Below are 21,181 nucleotides of genomic sequence, written 5' to 3'. Positions count from 1 at the left end.
CAATGCTAGCTGAGGCTACTCCACGCCTTCTCTTCTCAGTAGCATGTACTTTACGTTATCGTTGACTACGAGTGAGAAGAATAGTGTCAGCGTGATCACAGTGGCTGTGTATGCTGGAGGTATAGGCTTTACTCCAGGCATTCCTATTGTAGCTATGGCTGCCACGATAACTGTGTCCGCAAGGATAGCGTAGAACATGGTTTTACTCGGCTTCGACTCCCAGAAGTGGCCTCTCTCCCTTACCACGAATACTGTGAAGACGCCGAAGTAGAATAGTATTGTGAACGAGTATGTGCGTAGAGCATTGTAGTCTGCTTCCAGCCCAAAGTACTTTAACCCCACGTAGAGTACTACTAGTGACTCTACGACTACCAGCACGCCTAGTATCACCGAGGCTAATACTATCCTCCGCATATTCCATACATCAGGCTTCCTAGACCATCTAGCGTTATCAGTGGAGATCGAGAGGGTTACAAAGTCTACGAGGAACATTAGGAGGATAACGTCGAATGCTGATACAATGAACTTCTTGAATACTAGGAAGGCTACTACCACGAATATCACTATCTGGAATGTCTTCACTATCTTGTTGAGTATCCATGTCAGTATCCTCTGGTGGATTACACGGCTTACTTTCACTAAGTCAACTATGTTGACTAATCCCTCGGATGTTAAGACAACGCTTGCAGCACCTTTAGCTACATCAGTTGCTGTGCTGACGGCTATCCCTACTTCAGCCTGCTTGAGTGCTGGTGCATCGTTTACTCCATCCCCTGTCATCCCGACGATATGGCCTCTGGCCTGGAGGCTTTTAACTATAGTGTACTTGTCTTCAGGGTATACCTCTGCGAATCCATCGCTCTCTTCTGCCAGCCTTGAGGCTTGCTCAGGGTTCTTTTCGAGTAGCTCTCTCAGCTCAGCTATATTCACTATTCTACTCCCTATTCCAACCCGGCTGGCAACTTCTCTCGCTATGGGGAGAGCATCGCCTGTAACCATTTTCACTGAGATACCAAGGTTCTTTAATTCTTCTATGAGTTTCCCTGCATCCTTTCTAGGTGGATCGTGTAGTGCTACGAGGCCTGCTATCTTTAATGGATCGTTGACTCCTCCCACTGCTACAGCGAGAGTTCTATAGCCTTTCGCAGCGAACCCGGCTGCCTTATCATACAATATCTTCGCGTCGACTCCTGCTAGTGCTGCTACAGCACTTATCGCTCCCTTCACTGCTCTGAAAGCTCCTTCCTTCCCTTTGACGACAGCTTCTGTATGCTTTGTTTTCGGGTCGAAGGGCTTGAATGACTCCTGAATGTATTCTCCTAGAGGTAGATTACTGCTTCTAGCTGCATTCAGGAAGGCTAGGTCTATGGGGTCGTTGTTAGCCTCCTGAGATGCTAGTGCCCCGTAGAGCAGGACATCTTCTCTCTTAAAGCCCTCCATTGGGAGGATGTCGGCGACTTCAAGCTTGTTCATTGTGATAGTGCCTGTTTTATCAACACATAGTGTATCCATTGCTGCAGCATCATCAATAGCGTTAAGTCTTGTTATTAAGACCCCTTTCTTCACGAGTTCAACTGAGCCGAGAGCCATGCTTATAGTGAACATAGCTGGGAGTGCTACTGGTATAGAGGATGCAAGAAGGACTAGTGCAAGAGGAGCTATATCAAGCAGGTTTAACCCGATCAGATAGGATACCAATAGTGCTGAGGCGAGAGCAACCCCCACCATTACGAGAAGCCATTTAACAACCTGGGAGATAACTTCCTCGGAGTGTAGTTTAGGCCTTGCTATCTGGACCAACTCAACGGTTCTACCAAAGTACGTGTTTAAGCCTGTCGCCACCACGATCCCTGTGGCCTCTCCGCTTCTAACAATGGATCCAGAGTAGACTATGCTGGAGTGCTCCTTGGAAACAGGCAGCGACTCCCCTGTTAGAGCAGACTGGTCTACCTCAATACTTCCCTCCACAATTTTAACGTCAGCTGGCACGAAGTCCCCGGCTCTCAATCTTACTACATCCCCTGGAACCAGCTCTCTAGCCGGGACAAGCTGCCATACACCATCTCTTAGAACCCTAGCATTAATCCTCAGCTTCTGCTTCAAAGCCTCTAGCGCTCTAGAAGCCTTCTCCTCCTGAATAAAGCCTAGGAAGCCGTTAACGAAGAGTAGGGCTGTCACAATATACATGTCGAGATACTTGTGGAGAAGGAATGAAAGGATGATTACAGCTTCAAGCATCCATGCTGTAAGCCCAGTAAACTTCCTAGCAAACCTCACGTACGGGTTTACTTTTCTCTCAGGTACCTCGTTAAACCCATACTTCTTTAATCTAGCTTCAACCTCACTCCTACTTAAACCCTTCTCTAGATTACTCTGCAGGTATCTTACAGCATCCTCCACACTCATCTCATCAAAGACAGGTTTCTCTCCCCCAGCAGCCGTTTTACTCATGAACACCAGCACCTCTAGAGTAACTACTAGCATCAACCTCCCATAAATACCCGGCCATCTAGACCCACTCTGAGTAAGCCCGGGAAGCCGGCAGGCTGAAAGCACCATGAAACCTGGAGTTACAGGCGGGGACTCCATTAAAATGATTTAAATAACAGCTTGAATAAGGCTATTGTAGTAGAGTGGTTTAAAGACCAGCATACACGTCTTAACCACCAGTAGACCCACAGCTAGATGAATACTAGAAACACCCATAGCAACCCAGAAGGCGTAACAATCCCTACAGCATAATCCCAGACATCCCTACACTAATCCTTAGAGATAAACCCGAAACAACAATAAAGGATCAGACAACTCTAGAAGAGTCTCTAACACTCGTTGAAGATGAGTTTATAAGTTTTTCGGCTAGCATTCTACGAGGGGGTTTCCTCGAGTCCATGGAATGCTAACAACAATCCCGTGGAAGAAAAGTTTAAAACTATTCAAGCATACAGAAGACTAATAGAAAAACCCAGGTGGGAACCAGTTCAAAACAAGCAAAACTAAGAGCTCTAGAAGTCTAAGACAATGCTGCTTGATGGATTGGGTTCAAAACAAGCAAAAAACTGAGAGTAGCTCCTTATTAAACCAGCTTTCATAGCTGCTGGGAGGCTGGGGGTTGAAGACTACTTTACTTTCAGCCAGTAGCGTGAAGCGTCTCTTAACACGATACTACTCTCTACTCTCTCCTCGAGCTCTCTAGGGGTTAAAGGTATTACTTCGATGAAGTGTTTTAAGCCGAGCCTCCATTCAACTCTGTACACTAAGTCTAATCTATCCGTGAACTTTAAGCTCTCGAAGTCTCTTGAAATCACTATTAAGTCTACATCACTAGTTTTAACCCACGTGCCCTTCACGTAGCTCCCGAAGAGGTAGGCTTCCTCTACTCTAACATGCTTCTCTAGTTCTTCTAGAAGCCTTTTAACTTCTACTAGCACTTTCTCCAAGGACTCCTCTAACATAGTCTCTAATCCTCACTGCTAAGTCTACAGCTCTCTGAGCTTCAACTCTATCTACAGACTCACTTGGTAGTCCACCTGCCGCATCAGGGTATCTTGTAACCGTATAGTACTTGTTGAAGATGTATAACTGCTCTTCGAGGTCTCCTGGTAGAGTGAACCCGTGCTCTCTTAGAGTCCTGTAGAGCTCTGTTACAGCATGTATTCTCGGCGGCTCCTCCCTACAGTAAACGAAGAAGAGAGCTTTAAAGGTCTTTTCAACAGCCTGCTGAGCGTAGAAGGCTGCTCTAAACCACCGCTTCCTCTCAAGTGCATCGCGGGCATCAGCGAGATCCTCGTCAGCAGCCTTCAACCATAATAAGACTTCCCATCTAACCATGAATAATACCCTAAACCATATATTCTCCTGCAAGCTTATAGCTTAGAGCTACAGGGGTAAGGATGACTGTACGCTAAGGCCTATTAAAACCTATGCAGGCTGAAATACTTCAAACATAAGAATCCCCTTGCTTCCACGTGTAGGAGGCTGCAGGATCATTGTGGATTATAGCAGTAGTGCTCTCAGTGTTAATAGTCTTCGAGCTGTAGCCTTCATTCATATCTTCCACTAGCATCTAGAGTAGTGTAGTTTGAGTGAGGTTAGTGTTGGCTTCGCTTAAAGTACTATAGCTATTACCAGTGAATTCACTTTTGTTCTCGTAGGCCCTGTGACTAGGAGTGCCCCGGCCTCTTTTAGCGCTGTATACGTATCGTGTCTTCTAAGGTATTCTTCCACGTCTATTTTCCTCTCGTTTAAGACTTCTAGTGTGTATGAGTCTACGAGTCCTCCAGCAGCGTCTGTCGGCCCGTCTGTTCCATCAGTGTCTACTGCTAGGACTGCAGTGTTTCTGAGCCCGGCTATCTTTCTCGCTGCGCTTAATGCTACCTCCTGGTTTGGTCCCCCGGGCCCGGCTTCACCTGTGATAGTTATAGTTGTCTCGCCTCCAGCTATTATAGCACAGGGCTTCTTGAATGGTCTATCCTTATGGTATACCTCCTCGATTACTGAGCCTAAGACTACGCCTACTTCCCTAGCCTCACCTTCCAGCGTTGTTGTGAGAATGTAGGCATTTAACCCTAGCTCTACAGCCTTCCTCGCAGCGGATTCACATGCAATCCTACTGCTTGCTACTAGATAGTTGTGCACGTTTGGTAGATCCTCCTTCAATGTCTCTTCTCTCTCGCCTCTAACTCCTAGCTCTATGTGTCTTCTAACTCTCTCAGGCAGCTTACTCCAGAGGTTGTAGTACTCTAGTATTCGACGGGCATCCTGGAATGTTGATGGGTCTCTGACTGTAGGGCCTGATGCTACTACGTCTAGTCTATCTCCTACTACATCCGATATAATCAAGCTTATAACAGTCCCTTTCACTAGCCTGGCTAGCTTCCCACCTTTTACTCTCGATAAGTGTTTTCTCACAGTGTTAACCTCCTGTATTCTAGCACCACTCTTAATGAGGAGCTCGTTGACTCTCACTTTATCCTCGAGGGTTAACCCCTCCTCGGTTAAAGCGAATAGTGATGAGCCTCCACCTGATACCAGTACTAGCAGGAGGTCGTCTCCACCCACCATCCCGGCAACCTCGACTCCTAGTAGAGCGCCTCTCACAGAGTTCTCATCAGGGACTGGGTGCCCGGCTTCAATAACCTTGATCTTCTTTAATGGAAAGCTATACCCGTATTTTGTGATAGCTACTCCACCTGCAATCCTATCACCAAGTAAGTCCTCGACAGCCTTAGCCATGGGGCATGCAGCCTTACCGAAGGCTACAACATACACTCTACCCTTCAACTCGAATTCATCACCGCCCACGGTAACCCTGTCTCCTTCAACCCTTAGAGCTCTCACAACAGCCTGGTAGGGGTCAGCACTCTTCAAAGCCTCCTCCATTAATGCTAGAGCAATCTCCTTAGCTCTAACATCACCATGAGAGAGAAGCTCGCCGCGGTTAACCACGCTAGCCACCAGAGTAGATTATGTGAAGCCCACAGTAATTAGTCGTGCTTAAAGCACGTGGAGTGGGCAGTAGAAGATTAGCGTGGGAACAAGAGGGTGGGAGGAGAAGGGTTTAAAAGAACTGTTATTTAGAGAGGGGTTCCAGCGACTCTCTATATATGCTTCTAACAAGCTCTCTTGTAACACTTACTGGTGCTACATTGAATAAACCTGGGCTTCCCGGTGATGTCATCGCGTTCTCTGTGAGCTTCTCGACATCCTGCTCGGTGAACCCTAGATCTCTGAGCTTCTCGGGGCTGCCTACACTTGCAAGCCATTTCTCTAGTTCTACTGCTGCATGCTCTGCTTCACCAGGCTCTCCTTTAAGGTCGGGGATGATGGGTCTCAGGAAGTCAGCGCTTGTTGCAGGTAGTACCCGGTAAGTGATCTTCACTACAGATGGCATTAAGGCTGCCAGCCCTATTCCATGCGAGATCTTAGGGTTGAGCGCGCTTAACGGGTGCTCTAGAGCGTGAGTTAAGTGTAGGAGTGCTATATCGAATGCTATACCTGCTATTGCTGAAGCATACATGAGCCAGTAGCGTGCAATTATGTTCCCAGGCTCTCTTCTAGCTATTGGAAGCCACTTGTAGATTAATCGGGCAGCCGTCATAGCTAGCTCTTTGGAGTACGGGTTTCTCACAGTGGTTGTTGCAGCCTCGAATGCGTGGTTTAAAGCATCCAGCGAGGTAGCAATAGTCTGCTTCTCGGGGAGGGCTTTCGTTAAAATAGGATCCTCTATTGAGAATACAGGGTATAATGCAGCTCCAAGTATTGCTGGCTTATAGCCTCCATCAGACTGGGCGACAGCGAATTTATCGACTTCTGAGCCTGTTCCATGTGTTGTATTAATGCATATAATTGGAGCTGCTTTCTCGATTACAATTATCTTCTCGTAGAGTTCTTTAGCTGTCTTACCCGGGTAGTGTAGGAGGGCTGCAACAGTTTTAGCTGTATCATGGGAGCTGCCGCCGCCAATACTGAGGACTGCACCAGCTTTTACTTCTCTAGCTAGCTCAGCGGCTTTATCACAGCTCTCATAGGTTGGGTTTGGTCGAACTTCATCGAAGATAGTGTACTGTATACCCTTCTCCTCTAAGGCGGGTCTTACCTTATCCCACGCTCCTGTAGCCTTATAGCTGGTTTTACCGGTGACGATTAGAATGGAGTCTATGCCTCTCCCCTTCAGCCATCCAGCAATATCCTTTATCTTCTCTAAGGCTCCAACACCAAAGTAGGTGACTGGGCGGGCTGGCTGCAGCGTGAAGACATTCTCAAGGTTTATTTCAGCCTCCCATTTATACGACAACGCCACACACCTACTGGTAGTGTAATGTTTATATCCTAATAAAGTCTACATGTAATTTAGTTTCTATGTAAACTTTACAAGACTATATGTTCTAGAATGACTACTGGAGTGGGATTGCCGTGTACGGCTACTCAGGTAGAATTCTTAGAGTAGACTTATCGAGGCAGAAGGCTGTCGTGGAGGAGCTTAGAGAAGACCTTGTCAAGAGGTTTGTAGGTGGGAGGGGGGTTTGGAGCAAAAATCCTGTGGGATGAGCTTAAACCTGGCATCGACCCGCTGAGCCCTGAGAACAAGCTTGTATTCACGGTGGGGCCGCTTACAGGGACTAAAGTTCAGTCTGCGTCGAGATGGATTGCTCAATTCAAGTCCCCGCTCACGGGAACATACTTTAGGAGTGTTGGAGGAGGCTTCTTTGGAGCCTGGCTGAAATTCGCTGGCTTCGATGCGTTAATAGTAGAGGGGAGGCTGAGAAGCCCACCTACATCTACATAGCTGATGGCAGAGTAGAGTTTAGGAGTGCTGAGAGAATCTGGGGTATGACTACTGATGCTGCACGCGACTTCCTGCTGGATGAGACTGACAGGAATGCTAGAATGGTGTTAATAGGTCCAGCTGGAGAGAGACTCGTGAGGATCTCAGCTATAGTCACAGATGACATGAGGACTGCAGCTAGAGGTGGCGGCGGGGCTGTATGGGCTCGAAGAATCTTAAAGCAATTGTTGTAGTAGGGGATAGGAAGCCAGAGGTGTATGATGAAGAAGCACTTGATAAAGCTGTAAGAGAGCAGATTGAATCCTACAGGAGGAATCCTGGGTTTGAAGGCTTCCATAAGCTTGGAACACCTTTCGCCACCTACCCCTTCTACACTATAGGGCACTTCCCAACCTACAACTTCAAGCAGAAGGAGCTAGAGGGTGTTGAAGTATTCCAGGGGGAGAATCTAGGTAGGTATGTTGTCAAGCATGTAGCATGCTATAACTGCATGATAGCGTGCGGTAAGATATGGAAGGCAGCTAAGGGGCCTTACGCTGGCACAGTCTGGGATCACCCTGAGTACGAGACTCTTTGGTCGCTTGGAGGTAACCTCGGCAACATAAATGTGGAGTCTATAGTCTACGCTAACATGCTCTGCGATCGCTATGGTCTCGATACAATCTCGACAGGCGTAGTAATAGCTTTCGCAGTAGAGCTCTACGAGAAGGGGGTTATAGGGAAGAGCGAGACAGATGGCCTCGAATTAAGATGGGGAGACCCGGATATCATCCCAGAGCTAGTTAGGAGAATAGCATTACGGATAGGTATAGGAGACCTGCTAGCAGAGGGTGTGAAGAGAGCAGCTGAAGCTATAGGGAGAGGAGCTGAAAGGTACGCTATGCATGTTAAAGGCTTAGAGCTCCCAGCCTACGACCCCAGGTCAGCTAAAGCCCACGGCTTAAACTTTGCTACATCACCGATAGGGGCAAGCCATATGATCGGCTGGAATAAGTTCGAGATAATGGGGATTCCGAGAAAAGTAGACCCGTTTACTACTGAGGGTAAAGGCGAGCTAGCAAAATACGTGCAGGATGAGTCAGCGGCTGCTGAGACAGCAGTATTCTGCTTGTTCCCGTGGGGCACGGAGATGGTGAATATGGATATGTATGCTAGAATGCTCTATGCTGTAACAGGCGTAGAGGAGTTTAAGGATCCAAGATACCTCTGGCTTGTAGGTGAGAGAATATTCAACCTGGAGAGAGCTATAAATATTAGAGAAGGTATTGATGGAAGATACGATAAAATGCCTGAGAGAATAGTTAAAGAGCCTGTGCCAAGAGCACCATCTAAAGGCCAGGTATTTGAGGAGGACACTCTTCTCAAGGATTACTATAAGGTTAGAGGATGGGATGAAAGAGGGATCCCGAGAAGAGAGAAGCTCGAGGAACTAGGACTCCTAGAGGTAGCTGGAAGACTCTAATACTACTCTCTTTTTCTCCTCTAGGTGGGATAGTGAAAGTATTTGTTAAACTACTAGCTAGAATAGCTGAGAAGGCTGTTAAACCAGAAGCATGGATACATCTAAACGAGGATTCAACTCTACAAGACCTCCTAGAGAGAGTAGCAGAGGAGCTAGGTGTTAAAGTAGACCTTAATCAGGAAGATATCGTTATACTAGTAAACGGCCGGTCAATAGAATTCCTTAATGGAGTTAAAACGAAACTTAGAGATGAAGACGTAGTAGTAATAATGCCTCCTGCAGCAGGAGGATAACACTCTACAGGCTGATAAACCACTAGCTTCTAAATTAAATCTTTTTCTACCTGCTTCTATGGAAGCATTTTAGCCTAGTTTTAGGCTACGCGTGTTAGCCTGTAGTACTACGGCTCCCGCTAAGTGTACAGGGTGTGCTTCTTCATGGTGGTTTAGCTGATAAGTTGGTTATAGATAGATTTATAAGTGATGAATACTGAATCTATGATACTGGTGGGCTCCGTTGTCGTACGGCTATAGTATAGAGCCGGTACCCTCGGAGAGTAGAAGATATGATTTCATAGATAACTTCTCGATATGGTTTGGGGTTGGGATAAGTATAGCGGAGTTCTGGGCTGGAGCAATACTTGCTGCACCCCCAGTATCGCTTACATTGAAGGAGGCTCTTCTCGCTATAATTGCAGGACATGTACTAGGCAACCTGCTTCTCTCGCTCATCGGGGTTGTAGGGGTTGAAACAGGGCTTCCAACAATGGTGATTGCTAGAAGGCCTCTAGGCTTAAGAGGCTCTCATCTTGTCTCAGCTCTCAACTATCTTCAGCTCATTGGGTGGACTGCAGTAATGCTTATAGTGGGTGGTCGTGCAATGAATACTGTTAGCTTGAGTGTCTTCGGGGTTGAAGCGTACTGGGTGTGGGTGCTCCTCCTCGGAGTAGTAGTCACGTTTTGGAGTGTAGTGGGCCCGGAGAAGTGGAGTATTATGGAGAGGCTTAGTGCAGTCCTCCTAGTAGTTTTAACAGGATGGCTCACCTACGTGGTCTTCGAGAGGTACGGGTTCTGGGAGTGGTTTAAGGGTCCATTAAGCTTCTCGCATAGCTTCTGGCTAGCGTTAGACCTGGTTGTAGCTATGCCTGTCTCCTGGGCTCCACTTATAGCCGACTACACTAGGTTCTCGAAGAACACTAGAGGAGCATTCTGGGGTAGCTACACAGGGTATTTTGCTGCAAGCAGCTTATTCTACTTTCTCGGAGCCTACAGTAATATTGTTCTGGGAGAGATGGATCCAATCAGTGTTATAGCATTCTACGGTCTCGGCATTCCCGCAATGCTTATAATAATATTCTCTACTGTCACAACAACATTCCTCGACGTGTATAGTGCAGCAATAACGTATAAGAACATGGCTCCTAGGGCTGATGTGAGAAAACACATAGTTATCGCTGGTGCTCTAGGAACACTTCTAGCCCTAGTATTCCCGATGGAGGAGTACGAGTGGTTCCTCCTACTGATAGGCGGGTCGTTTGTAAGCTTAACAGGAGTAATGATAGCAGACTACGTGTTGGAGAGAAGCGAGTACAGGGATCCCTTGAAAGTAATGAATCCAGGGGTTAATGTAAAATGGGGGGCTCTCGTAGTGTGGAGTACAGGGTTTACTCTCTACATGCTGCTATCAGCTCCAATCCTCTTAGGAGTCCACGTACCATTCTTCAGCGATCTAGGCTCGAGGATAGGTAGCTCTATGCCCACCCTTATAGTAGTATTCATTGCGTACATAGTCTACAATCGGCTTGCTAGAGGTGGGCGTGCGTGAAGAGTGAGAGTGTTATAGGTAAGGTGGATAGAAGGCTTTTCGAGGAGGTCATACTCCCCCATCTAGGGAGAAGGGATCCCTCGGTAATTGTAGGACCGAAGTTTGGAGTAGACTTCGCGGTAGTAGAGCTAGGCGACCACGCTTTGATAATCGAGGTAGACCCGGTTTTCGTAGTCCCGGAGTACGGGTGGGAGAGGAGCGCGTGGTTTGCTATCCACATTCTTGCAAGTGATGTTGCTGTATCAGGTGTACCGCCTAGATACCTCTTCATAGACTTAAACCTCCCCTTGAAGATTAGTGATGAAGAATTGAAAACCCTCTGGATCCACATGCACAGGGAGTGCGAGAAGCTAGGGATCGCGATTGCAGCAGGGCATACAGGGAGGTATGGTGGAGTAGACTACCCTATGATAGGCGGGGCTGTTATGATGGGGGTAGCTGAGAGAAACGGGTATGTTACACCTGAAATGGCTAGCCCCGGCGACTTAGTAGTAATGACAAAGGGGCCTGCTATTGAGACTGCTGGTATACTTGCAACAATGTTTCCTCAAGTAGTTGCTTCAAGGTATGGATGGGAGTTCGCTGAGAAAGCAAAGGAGGTATTCTGGCTTCAAAGCGTGGTAGAAGATGCTCTCACTCTCGCAAAGCTAGGGTTGAGGACAGGGGTGACAGCAATGCATGATGCAACAGAGTACGGGGTGTGGGGTGCACTCCACGATATAGCTGAAGCGAGTGGTGTAGCTATAAAGGTATATGAGGAGAAGCTCTTCATCCGGGAGGATGTTGCAAGAGTAGTTAAAGCTTTCAGCGAGTACACAGGTGTAGAAGTAGACCCTTATACTGCTATAAGCGAGGGGACTCTTATAGCTACAGTTAAACCAGGTAAAGCCCTCCTAGCACTAGAATTATTGAGGAGTAAAGGGATTGATGCAGCAGTTATAGGAGAGGTCTCCAGGGGGAGCGGGGTGACCCTAGTGAGAAGGAATGGGGTTAGCGAGGATATCCCTGTACCTAGAAGAGACCCCTTCTGGCAGGTCTTCTTCAAGACTCTAGAGATTCTCAAGGGTGGTGGGAGTGCGTAAGCCTATTCCTACGGCACTCACTATAGCTGGAAGTGATAGTGGTGGAGGTGCAGGTATTCAAGCTGACTTGAAAACCTTCGCTGTAATGGGTGTTCACGGCATGTCAGCAATAACTAGTATAACTGCTCAGAACACCTATGAGGTTAGAGCAATCTACGATATCCCTCCTGAGATTGTTGCAGCTCAGATTGAAGCTGTCGCCGAGGACCTAGGGGTTGATGCTGCTAAGACTGGAATGCTGAGTAACACAGAGATTATAAAAGTAGTAGCTGCTACAGTCGACAGGTACGGGTTTCCTCTCGTAGTCGACCCAGTTATGATAGCTAAGTCTAAGGCTAAACTACTAAGAGATGATGCTGTTGAAGCCCTCGTAAAACTTATGATACCTCGAGCCACAGTAGTAACCCCGAATGCCCCTGAAGCTGAGAGGATAACAGGTTTAAGAGTAGAAAGCCTCAGGGATGCCAGGGAGGCTGCAAGAGTAATCGTAGAGGAGTATGGTGCAGAAGCTGCAGTAGTTAAAGGAGGCCACCTCACCGGGGAGTACTCGGTGGACGTACTCTACTATAAGGGGGAGTTCTACGAGTATAAGTCTAGGAGAGTAGACTCTAAGACAACTCATGGAACAGGATGCTCGTTTGCTGCAGCTATAGCAGCAGGCTTAGCGAAGGGTAGGAGTGTGCCTGAAGCAGTTGAAGCTGCTAAAGAACTAGTTACAACAGCTATCGAGTACGGGCTGGATATAGGGAGAGGACATGGCCCCGTAAACCCTGTAGCATACATGGCTATACCAGCTGAGAGGTGGAGGGTACTAGAGAATGTTGAATCAGCTGTAAGAATACTCGTAGAGAACGGGAGGGTTGTGAGCAGAGTAATCCCTGAGGTACTCATGAATATTGGGATGGCCCTTCCATACCCATACGCTAGAAGCCCGCTTGACGTAGCAGCAGTACCAGGCAGGATTGGAAGGTATAAGGATGCAATAATAGTGAAAGCGAAGCCTGAGTTCGGTGTCTCAAGCCATATTGCTAGAGCTATACTCGCAGCAATGAGCCATGACCCTACTATAAGAGCTGCAGCCAATATAGCTTACAGCAGGGAGATTGAGGATACAGTAGCATCCCTCGGGTACACGCATGGAAGCTTCGATAGAAGAATAGAGCCACCAGAAGTTAAAGCCGTAGAAGGTGCAACCACGAAGTGGGGGATTGATTCAGCTGTAGCAAGACTAGGTAGAGTCCCCGATGTAATATACGATTACGGAGAACACGGAAAAGAACCATTAACCCTAGTCTTCGGGAGAAGCGCTGTAGAAGTAGCAGAAAAAGTGGTATCAATAGCAAGAACACTCAAGCAGTAGAACTCTTTACCTAAACCCGATTTCATAAACTTAGGTCTCTTTAAGTATAAGGCTTGTAAGCTTATGCCGCGAAACCCATTTAAGAATAATTCATCATGGGGATATAATCGCGAGGAGCAGAAGGATTCCTGCTGCCAGCTTATAGTAATCTCAACTTGTCCTTTAGTATTCAAGCCTAGTGTTTAATCCGGGTGTGGAGCTACTCTTCTAGCACTTGTATAGTTCAAGGATTTAAGTGAAAGGTTTAAATATAATGAAGTGTGGACTTATAGTGGGTTAAGGCTGGTGCGGGCTGCGGGCTCGTGGCTCTTTACTTCAAGGAATATTGAGAATATTAAAGTAGCTAGGGATAGATTACTATGGGGCTTCTGGGATAGAGATGCAGGGGTGAAGCAGAAGAAGAATTGGAGGGCTTTCATCAGATTATACAATAATATTAAGCCATTCGATATCGCGGCATTCCAAATTAAAAACACAGGGGAGATACACGGCTTAGGCTTGGTAAAGAGAACATACTACGATGATCAAACACCAGTCTGGCCGGATGAAATAGGAAAGAACCGTGTCCTCTACCCGTGGAGAATTGAGTTCAGCAGTATTATTTTCTCTGAAAAACCATTCACCACCCACTACATTAAGATAGAAAACTACGTGGATGGATATGGTATTGGAGAGCTACCTGAACACGAGCTCAGAAGAATACTTGAAAGCATACGAAAACAGCTCGGGCAGCTCAACATCGATTTAAATATAAGTTGAAGGCTACCAAGCTAGAACCATAGTAGAGTGAAGTAGACTGTAGAATAATAATGATACTCGCTTAGAGTTGCATTTGCTGGTAGCCTAATATTCTCCATGTAAACGGCTACCCTAGCTCTCACCATGTCTCTACTATTACCTTAAACGATTCCTACCCGAATAACGTGAAGGTATCGTGATGCCCCTTGCAGATAAGAGCTCTACTGCTAGATATAGCGGCTTTAACGTAGAGTACTGTGGTTCTTTAACCTTAATGCTACCGTTGGTTTTAGCGAGTTTTGTTTTGAGTTTTCAGGGGTGCTTCAGTTGTTGCACCTTTAAGTTACCTTGCTGTGATCTTCAAGTGTATTGTTCCCCTGCTCGAGCAGGCTGCTTGCTAGAGATGTAGCTATTGGCTCATTGATTCTAGGTGAGACTCTCCCTTTGAATAGCACGTCGCATACAGCAGCATAGATGAAAGGCGTGTCTACCGTGCTTCTCGGAACCCCGTCCCCTCGTTCTTCTACGATCTCTATCGTAAAAGTCGCTAGGGTCGAACTACGGCCATCTAATGCTATGTCCTTAGTCTCCACGATTGTGCCATTAACCCTCAAAACCACTATATATGTCCCGCTTAGGTCGCCGACGTTCGTGACGTTAACCGCTACGCTTACTCCTTCACCAACGTTCACCTTTTCAAGCTCTATCTTAAGGTTCGAGGCTACGAAAGTGGGCGGCTTCAGGACCCTGAACTCTCCTGCTAAGCCATTGAGCTCAACTATGTAGATACCCGGCTTGTCCTCGACCACCGTGAAGTTCGCTAGGGTTGATCTTCCTGGGCTAATGTGACATTTTTGCGATCAACTAAGGTCCCATTAACCTTCAGGGTTACCGAACACGTGCCCTCGGCATTACCCACGTTCTTGACGACGGCCAATATATCAACCTTCTCTCCGACTTTAACCTCCCGTGGGCTGATAGTCAACTGGCTTACCTTGAACCTCGCCTCAACTGGAACCTTCTGTTTCAGCTTAGTAACTTGAGGGCTTGGACGTTGGCTTGGATCAGTGGCCAAGTTCCACTCTACGCCCCTTGGAGTATCCCTCCCCTTTGTGGAGGTAATGGCCCACTCCGAATCCACTATGTCCCAATCTATCGCTTGGCAGTCCTCAAATGGAGGTTCGTTCCCTGTATAGTCAACTACAAGAAAGAGGATGTATTGACACTGCCCATTTTTTCAATACATGAGCCCTTGAGAATGTGACAAGTGTAAAGCGATCATTGCAGGCTGAAACGCCCTCTCCCTCCGCTATTTCAGCGTTTATATTGGGCGACCCGCCTATATAGGGGCTATCAACATGGACTGTAGTAACATTGTACCACTTGCCTTCAGAAAGAACGTATAGCCAGAAAGTCCACTTCCAATACCCTTCGGAGCCTTGTCCACCCTGTATTACTGCAAACCAACATCTTAAATTTACATCCCCTCTTGGGATCTTGATATCCCACCTAGTGGTGCTGCCTTCGGCTACGGTACCGTTAGATAAACCTGTCCAAATAGATGGAGACCCTTTATCTGGCCCCCAAGGACTAACAAGAAAGCCGAAGTGCCGAAGTGAAATGATAGTTCCTTAGTAGCTCCTTTAGGTTTTGTGGGCGGCTAGCATTCTATGGGAGAGGTTTCGCGGCGAGTGGGTGATACTCGACAGGAGTAGTGAGCTTAACTACATTGTAGCTCTCTATCTAACCTAAAAGATTAATTAGGCTAGTAGGCAGGTGATAATGATCAGGGAAGAGCCTAGCATAAGGTAGTTAGTGATGTGGGATTAGCTATGGCGGGTACTTATGTAAGACCTCACGAGAATGTGCGTTTAGCTGTCTCTAAACATGTATTAGAGTTAACTCGGAGTGTTTTAAGGAGGCTTGAGCAACACTCCCAGGGTTTAGATAGGTTTCGCATTAAGAAGCTGATCGAGTTTATTGAGAGCACGGAGCATTTGAGTATTATAATGCCGCAGGAGGTGGGGGTAGAAGGCGGTTTTGTTGACATGGATCTATTCGGCAGGGTAATATTTGAGTTTAAGGGGGATAAGAGAGAATTCAAGGATGGTCTTAACAAGATCCGAGAGAAGTACCTGCCTTACTACCCTAATGCTCTCTACGTGGTTATTACGAACAATGATTACTGGGAGATATACAGGGTTGAGAAGGGGAGTCTAGGGCTTGTTGCTAGTGGGGGTAGGGATAGAGTTGACTGGGTGCTCGAGAAAATTATTGAAGAAGTTCTAAAGAAGGAAGGATACAGTATTCCTCCTCGCCCAGACGCTATATCCTCTCTCTTCAAAGACCTGGTTAGTTATGAAGATAAATTGATGAAAGTATTCATCAAGATACATAGTAATGAGAGCATCAAGCCTTTATACGAATCCTTCAAGACGATGATTGAGACACTCTACAGTGAGGCAGACGAGGAGTTCATAAAACGATTATTCGTGAAGCACACGATACTCCAGATGATAGTATTAGCCAGTCTCTCCAGGGTCTTGGAGAAAACAATGGATCCTATTGAAATGTGCAGTGGGGTAAGGCTTGATGTAGAGGTAGCTTTACCTTACTTAAACTGGTGGTTCATAGCCTACAATAAACTGAGAGATAAGCTAGATGAAAGCGATGTAAAGCTGATCGAAGAGCTCGCCGGCGAGGTGGCTACACGTGTCAACATGATTGACTGGAGCATAGGTTACCCGGAAGATGTTTTCAGAGAGTTCTACGAGTTATTCATAGACCCTGAGACTAGGAGAAAGATTGGTGAGTACTACACGCCTCTATGGGTAGTAGAGTTTATTATTAGAAGAGTGAAACAGTTAAGTGGAGGTCTTCGAGGTAGAATAGTACTCGACCCCTTCTGCGGCTCCGGGACATTCCTTGTAATGGCTTTCTACGAGAAGATCAAGGAAGGAGCATCCCCTGACGAGGCTTTAAAGGAGGTTATTGGATACGATGCAAACCCTCTAGCTGTATCTATTGCTAGAGCTGAGCTCGTGCTAGCGTATACGAGAGTGAAGAAGAGCATCGGGGTTAAGCGGGAAGTACCAAGCCCGCTAGTATTTCACACAGACACGCTTTACACCATGTTCAGGCAGGGTGTACCCTTCAAGAGCGGAGGCAAGAAAAAGTCTAGTATACTATCGTACACTGAAACCGAGAGATCAGTTGGCTTGGAGAGACTGTGGAAGATTATGGAGAATATAGTCACCACGATAACTCTTGCTATAGACGATAAAGTGAGAGAGGAGATAAGGAGAAGAGCAGGAGAAAACTTGAGTGCACTCCTGCAGATAGAACATGCTTTAGGCAACATCTTGAGGATAGCCCTTAAGAGGTGTGAAGGAACAAGGGGTGGTGTACGCGAGTGCCTGAAGAATAATGTCAAGGAGGGTCTTGAAGAAGACCTCTTTAAACACAGCGTTCTAGACTATACAGTTGTTGGAAGATTATTCAAAGAACACGTGCATAGAAACATTGAAGAGTTCAGCGGCAACCTAGCAGAACTCCTTGAAATGTATGGAAACGGTGTATGGGCTACAAGCATACTCTCCATTCTAGCACCAGCAATCATTAAGCACATCAATGCTGATATCATCATGACTAATCCACCATGGCTTCAATTAACAAGGTTTAAGACAAGCTATGCTGAGAACCTGAGGGATAAATCTCGTGAAGTACTCGAGAAAGTCCTAGGGGCTAGAGGAGTTAAAGGAGTAAACAGTATAATCCAGGGCTCCGACCTATCATCCCTCGCTCTCTACGGTGCTTTAACTATGTCTAGGAGTACAGTTGCATTTGTAATGCCTAGAGAAGCATCATTCCATGCTAAAACCTCTCAGAGGTCGGGGATACTGTTAACATATAGTGTTATTAAATCATTTGAAAACTTCATAGATTATGTGGAGATAATTGACTTAGACTATGATGCTTTCCAGCATGGGAATGTCCCTGCACTCGTATTCATCAAGCTAGAGAAGGATACCAGCCGAGCTAAAGAAGGCGTGAAAACGTTAAACTCAAAGCTTTTAAAAGCCGATGTAAAAATGGCTGGAGAAGGGAGATATTCTAAATCGCTACGGTTATCTACAGGCGGCATATCAATAGATCTAGAAGACTACCATAAGAACTACGAGGAGTACGTAAAACCTCTTATCGGATACTATTTAGTCGATCCCGCATCGCTTAAGCAAGCTCTACAAGTAGAAAAGATAGTCAAGATGGGGGATTACATCAGAGGCATATTTGGTGGTGAAGCAAAGAAGGGTAAGAAGAGGTATGCTGGACTTACTATAACAGGCATGAGGAGTGATGAGACTGGAAACGAGTATATCGTGAGATTCAGTGAAATGAAACAAGATGTACATGTCCCTCAACACCTTCTAAGAAAGTATAGGGCTGACTTCTTTAAGCTGATATATATAGGTTGTATTCACCCGTTTAACGTCTCATGCATGTATGATATCCTCCTTTCCAGGATGAATGAAGACAACCTTAAGAAGCTATTAAGTGAGGTTTTAACAATCAATGAGAATAAGCTGACAGCTAGTGAAGTAGACAAGCTCAAGATGTTAGTGGATGAGCTAGTGCAACCAAGCAGTATAAAGACGTTAAAACCTGGTAATGCTTACGTGATATATAGATGTAGCAGGACATTCTCTGCTGTAGTTTTCATCCCAGACGCAGAGAACTACATAGCTCATAGTACTGTAGCTTACATAGACTGTGGAAAAATGAGGGAGAAGGCTTACTTCTATGCATCGGCATTAAACTACCTGGCTTATAAGGCTATCAAGACCGGGAGATCTTTCGTGAGAGATCAGTACGCTAGACCTGTTAACGCACTAGTAGATGCTGATCTGACGTGGACTAGCTTCGAGGAAAGAGACAGGGAGGCACTACTGAGAATAGTGGATCTCAGCAAGCGTCTCCACACAATAGCCCCCCAGAAGTTTAGTAGAAAAGAGTATAATGTAGAGAAAGAAGCCTTCAGAGACCTCGAGAACCTCGAGGAGTTCAACGAGCTTGTAAAACTCTTCGACAACTATGTTAAGAAGCATGTTGGAGAAGAACGGCTTGAAAAAGCTCTATCATGGTTTTCTAAACTATGAACTTTAGCTCCAACTATTCTCACAGCTCCCTTAAAACCCGCGGAGCTAGTATCCTATTAGAGCCCCTAAGTATTTGAATACCCCGATATCCATGGCCTGCTCTCCTAAGCGTTAATTTTCGAGGCTGATGAATTAGGAAAATCGAGAAGGCTACTTTCATTCCATCAATATACTGTGATTAAGACCCGCTATATTATACAGGGAGGCTACGAAACTATAGTCGACTACATGTCGGCCACGTTACTCAACCCTAGGATGTAGCGGAGACTACTGTTATATCCAGCGAGTTCTACTTGAACGATTGATGGATTCACTCAAGCTTAGCGAATCATTAGATTACTTCCTTCAATAGATTACATGGTAGAATGGCATATACTCCATAGTCCTAGGGCATAAATCCGGGTATTTCGATTGCTTCAATGCGCTTAGTGAGCTTGCAAAAGAGCTTGAACATGTAAGAGCTAATAACTCGATAGAGATAAAGGAGGAGATACCACGCTTCGAGTTTGTAGACTATATATTGAACGAGATCTACGTGGGGAAGATATCCGTAGAGGAGGTTAATAGAGAGCGATCCCTAAGTAAACTACCTGATGAAGCTACATTAAACCACGCCATAGAGGCTACTAGGAGAGCGCTTGAACAATACCTTTACTGGATTAAACAGGGACAACCTGAAGATGAAGCTATAGAAAGAGCAGTTAGTTACACATTAGAATATATAAAATCATTAGATGTGTTATTAGATAAGAAGAAAACTGAGAAGTTTAAAAAATCTTTACACGTCACAAGTAGGCTTTTAAGTAGAATACTAGAGCTGTTGAACTGTTAGAGAAGCAAGGGAAATAAAGGTAAAATCCCCAAATAATTTTCTACGAAACCTATTCTCCTGCAGTTAAGATACTACGGTTTCACAGTGTACTTGCTTAATGGTAGTAATATTACTGCTACCTGCTGATATTGTATGGATGGCGGGTTTGAGGGCCACTAGACGTGAGGAGGGTAACTTACGAGGAGTACTTGGATTTTGTGGGGAAGAGTAGGGTTGTTGAGATTGGGGGCTGTAGGATTAGGCTTGACCCTCTCGAGGTTAAACGGCTTCACCCTACTCCAAGTGAGCTTACTGATACTAGTACTACTGTGTGGAGTTTTCCTAAGCGGGGCTCCTGGGCTACTCACCGCGGGGATTACCGTGGGAACTGGCCTCCTCAGATGGCTCGTGCCCTTATACTCATGTATACTCAACCCGGGGATACAGTACTTGACCCGATGGTTGGCAGTGGGACTACGTGTATTGAAGCTAAGCTTCTAGGCAGGAATTGTATAGGAGTAGACATAAACTATAATGCTGTAATCCTAACCCTGCACAGGCTTTACTGGCTTGAGAGATACCTGGAGAAGCAGTATTCTAGAGGAGGGCTTCCAGGAGACCCTGTTGAAGCTGAAGATGTACTTAAAGCTAGAGTAGAAGTATACCATGGTGACGCGAGGAAGCTGGACTCCATCAGGGATGAAAGCATTGATCTCGTGGCAACACACCCACCCTACTACAATATAATAAAGTATTCTAAGGGAGCGGCTCCAGGCGACCTGTCAACTACTAAAAGCCTTGAAGAATACCTTGCGATGATGCAGCAGATAGCAGTAGAAGTGCACCGAGTGCTCAAGCCAGGCCACTACACTGCAATACTAGTAGGCGATACAAGAATACGTAAGCATTATGTCCCCATATCACACTACGTCCTCCAAATACTCCTGGAAACAGGCTTCGTACTAAAGGAGGAGGTAGTAAAGATACAGCATAAAATGAAGACTACAAGAGAGAAATGGGTGAAGCTCAAGAACAGAGACTTCCTGCTAATACGCCACGAGAAACTCTACATTCTAAGAAAACCTACAGAAGAAACCAGTAAGCACACGCCTAGATCTCCCTACACTAAGAGTTTATAAGTTTTTCGGCTAGCATTCTACGAGAGAGGTTTCCGCGGGCTCATGGAATGCTAATAACAATCCCGTGGAAGAAAAGTTTAAAACTATTCAAGCATATAGAACAACAATAGAAACCCCAAGTGGGAACCAGTTCAAAACAAGCAAAACTAAGAGTAAACGTATACGTGTTTCCATCCTCGGCTTTCAAGGTTCAAAACAAGCAAAACCAAGAGGGGAGCTTTAGGGGTTGGTGCGGGCCCGCCGGGATTTGAACCCGGGTTCTCCGGCTCCGAAGGCCGGCGCCTTATCCTGGCTGGGCTACGGGCCCTTCTTTCCACTCTTATC

The 21,181-nt window shown here is 46.1% G+C and carries 19 protein-coding genes and 1 tRNA gene; 12 read left to right on the top strand and 8 right to left on the bottom strand.

Annotated elements, in window-relative coordinates:
• Positions 1-15: 15 nt before the first annotated feature.
• The 5 genes from OWQ48_02710 to OWQ48_02690 form a co-directional block, all read right to left on the bottom strand.
• Positions 16-2,589, bottom strand: coding sequence for a plasma-membrane proton-efflux P-type ATPase (locus OWQ48_02710; protein ID MCY0868127.1), 2,574 nt, complete (start codon positions 2,587-2,589; stop codon positions 16-18).
• Between the two features lie 527 nt (positions 2,590-3,116).
• Positions 3,117-3,428, bottom strand: a complete 312-nt coding sequence (locus OWQ48_02705) for a nucleotidyltransferase domain-containing protein (GenBank protein MCY0868126.1) — start codon at positions 3,426-3,428, stop codon at positions 3,117-3,119.
• Positions 3,412-3,828, bottom strand: coding sequence for a HEPN domain-containing protein (locus OWQ48_02700; protein ID MCY0868125.1), 417 nt, complete (start codon positions 3,826-3,828; stop codon positions 3,412-3,414). The genes OWQ48_02705 and OWQ48_02700 overlap by 17 nt, the downstream gene beginning before the upstream one ends.
• Before the next feature lie 276 nt (positions 3,829-4,104).
• Entirely contained in the window at positions 4,105-5,445 is a 1,341-nt protein-coding gene (locus tag OWQ48_02695) for a glycerate kinase (GenBank protein MCY0868124.1), read from the bottom strand.
• A gap of 124 nt (positions 5,446-5,569) precedes the next feature.
• Positions 5,570-6,793 carry an iron-containing alcohol dehydrogenase gene (locus OWQ48_02690; protein MCY0868123.1) on the bottom strand — a complete coding sequence of 408 codons (1,224 nt, stop codon included), beginning with the start codon at positions 6,791-6,793 and terminating at the stop codon, positions 5,570-5,572.
• Positions 6,794-6,912: 119 nt separating this feature from the next.
• Between OWQ48_02690 and OWQ48_02685 the strand changes: the two genes are divergently transcribed.
• The 9 genes from OWQ48_02685 (at position 6,913) to OWQ48_02645 (ending at position 13,772) form a co-directional block, all read left to right on the top strand.
• Positions 6,913-7,047 carry a hypothetical protein gene (locus OWQ48_02685; GenBank protein ID MCY0868122.1) on the top strand — a complete coding sequence of 45 codons (135 nt, stop codon included), beginning with the start codon at positions 6,913-6,915 and terminating at the stop codon, positions 7,045-7,047.
• Positions 7,010-7,285 carry a hypothetical protein gene (locus OWQ48_02680; GenBank protein MCY0868121.1) on the top strand — a complete coding sequence of 92 codons (276 nt, stop codon included), beginning with the start codon at positions 7,010-7,012 and terminating at the stop codon, positions 7,283-7,285. The genes OWQ48_02685 and OWQ48_02680 overlap by 38 nt, the downstream gene beginning before the upstream one ends.
• The gene (locus OWQ48_02675; protein MCY0868120.1) at positions 7,282-7,518 is read left to right on the top strand and encodes a hypothetical protein; all 237 of its coding nucleotides are present in this window, start codon (positions 7,282-7,284) and stop codon (positions 7,516-7,518) included. Before OWQ48_02680 ends, OWQ48_02675 begins: the two co-directional genes overlap by 4 nt.
• Positions 7,485-8,747 (top strand): aldehyde ferredoxin oxidoreductase C-terminal domain-containing protein, encoded by a 1,263-nt coding sequence (locus OWQ48_02670; protein MCY0868119.1) that lies wholly within the window; start codon positions 7,485-7,487, stop codon positions 8,745-8,747. Before OWQ48_02675 ends, OWQ48_02670 begins: the two co-directional genes overlap by 34 nt.
• Positions 8,748-8,779: 32 nt before the next feature.
• Positions 8,780-9,040: a MoaD/ThiS family protein gene (locus OWQ48_02665; GenBank protein MCY0868118.1), complete on the top strand. Its 261-nt coding sequence runs from the start codon at positions 8,780-8,782 to the stop codon at positions 9,038-9,040.
• 223 nt (positions 9,041-9,263) lie between these two features.
• Entirely contained in the window at positions 9,264-10,571 is a 1,308-nt protein-coding gene (gene cytX / locus OWQ48_02660; protein ID MCY0868117.1) for a putative hydroxymethylpyrimidine transporter CytX, read from the top strand.
• Positions 10,568-11,653: an AIR synthase family protein gene (locus OWQ48_02655; protein MCY0868116.1), complete on the top strand. Its 1,086-nt coding sequence runs from the start codon at positions 10,568-10,570 to the stop codon at positions 11,651-11,653. The genes cytX and OWQ48_02655 overlap by 4 nt, the downstream gene beginning before the upstream one ends.
• Positions 11,637-13,013, top strand: coding sequence for a bifunctional hydroxymethylpyrimidine kinase/phosphomethylpyrimidine kinase (locus OWQ48_02650; GenBank protein MCY0868115.1), 1,377 nt, complete (start codon positions 11,637-11,639; stop codon positions 13,011-13,013). Before OWQ48_02655 ends, OWQ48_02650 begins: the two co-directional genes overlap by 17 nt.
• Before the next feature lie 258 nt (positions 13,014-13,271).
• On the top strand, positions 13,272-13,772 hold the full coding sequence (locus tag OWQ48_02645; GenBank protein ID MCY0868114.1) for a hypothetical protein: 501 nt from the start codon (positions 13,272-13,274) through the stop codon (positions 13,770-13,772).
• 317 nt (positions 13,773-14,089) lie between these two features.
• Here OWQ48_02645 and OWQ48_02640 read toward each other — a convergent pair whose 3' ends face one another.
• Entirely contained in the window at positions 14,090-14,560 is a 471-nt protein-coding gene (locus OWQ48_02640) for a hypothetical protein (GenBank protein MCY0868113.1), read from the bottom strand.
• A gap of 11 nt (positions 14,561-14,571) precedes the next feature.
• Positions 14,572-14,892 carry a hypothetical protein gene (locus OWQ48_02635; GenBank protein ID MCY0868112.1) on the bottom strand — a complete coding sequence of 107 codons (321 nt, stop codon included), beginning with the start codon at positions 14,890-14,892 and terminating at the stop codon, positions 14,572-14,574.
• 868 nt (positions 14,893-15,760) lie between these two features.
• Here OWQ48_02635 and OWQ48_02630 point away from each other — a divergent pair.
• From OWQ48_02630 to OWQ48_02620, 3 genes are all read left to right on the top strand, one after another.
• Positions 15,761-18,907 (top strand): N-6 DNA methylase, encoded by a 3,147-nt coding sequence (locus OWQ48_02630; GenBank protein ID MCY0868111.1) that lies wholly within the window; start codon positions 15,761-15,763, stop codon positions 18,905-18,907.
• A gap of 520 nt (positions 18,908-19,427) precedes the next feature.
• Positions 19,428-19,739, top strand: a complete 312-nt coding sequence (locus tag OWQ48_02625; protein ID MCY0868110.1) for a hypothetical protein — start codon at positions 19,428-19,430, stop codon at positions 19,737-19,739.
• A gap of 161 nt (positions 19,740-19,900) precedes the next feature.
• Complete coding sequence (locus tag OWQ48_02620; protein MCY0868109.1) at positions 19,901-20,857, top strand: DNA methyltransferase; 957 nt, start codon at positions 19,901-19,903, stop codon at positions 20,855-20,857.
• A 232-nt stretch (positions 20,858-21,089) separates the two neighbouring features.
• On the opposite strand, the gene OWQ48_02615 is transcribed toward OWQ48_02620, so the two are convergent.
• A tRNA-Arg gene (locus OWQ48_02615) sits at positions 21,090-21,164 on the bottom strand.
• Positions 21,165-21,181 lie beyond the last annotated feature (17 nt).

The organism is Desulfurococcus sp., from assembly GCA_026626905.1.
In the GTDB taxonomy this organism is placed as follows: domain Archaea; phylum Thermoproteota; class Thermoprotei_A; order Sulfolobales; family Desulfurococcaceae; genus Desulfurococcus.
Note: the sequence above shows the minus strand (reverse complement) of the source record. Positions and strands in the feature narration are given on the sequence as shown.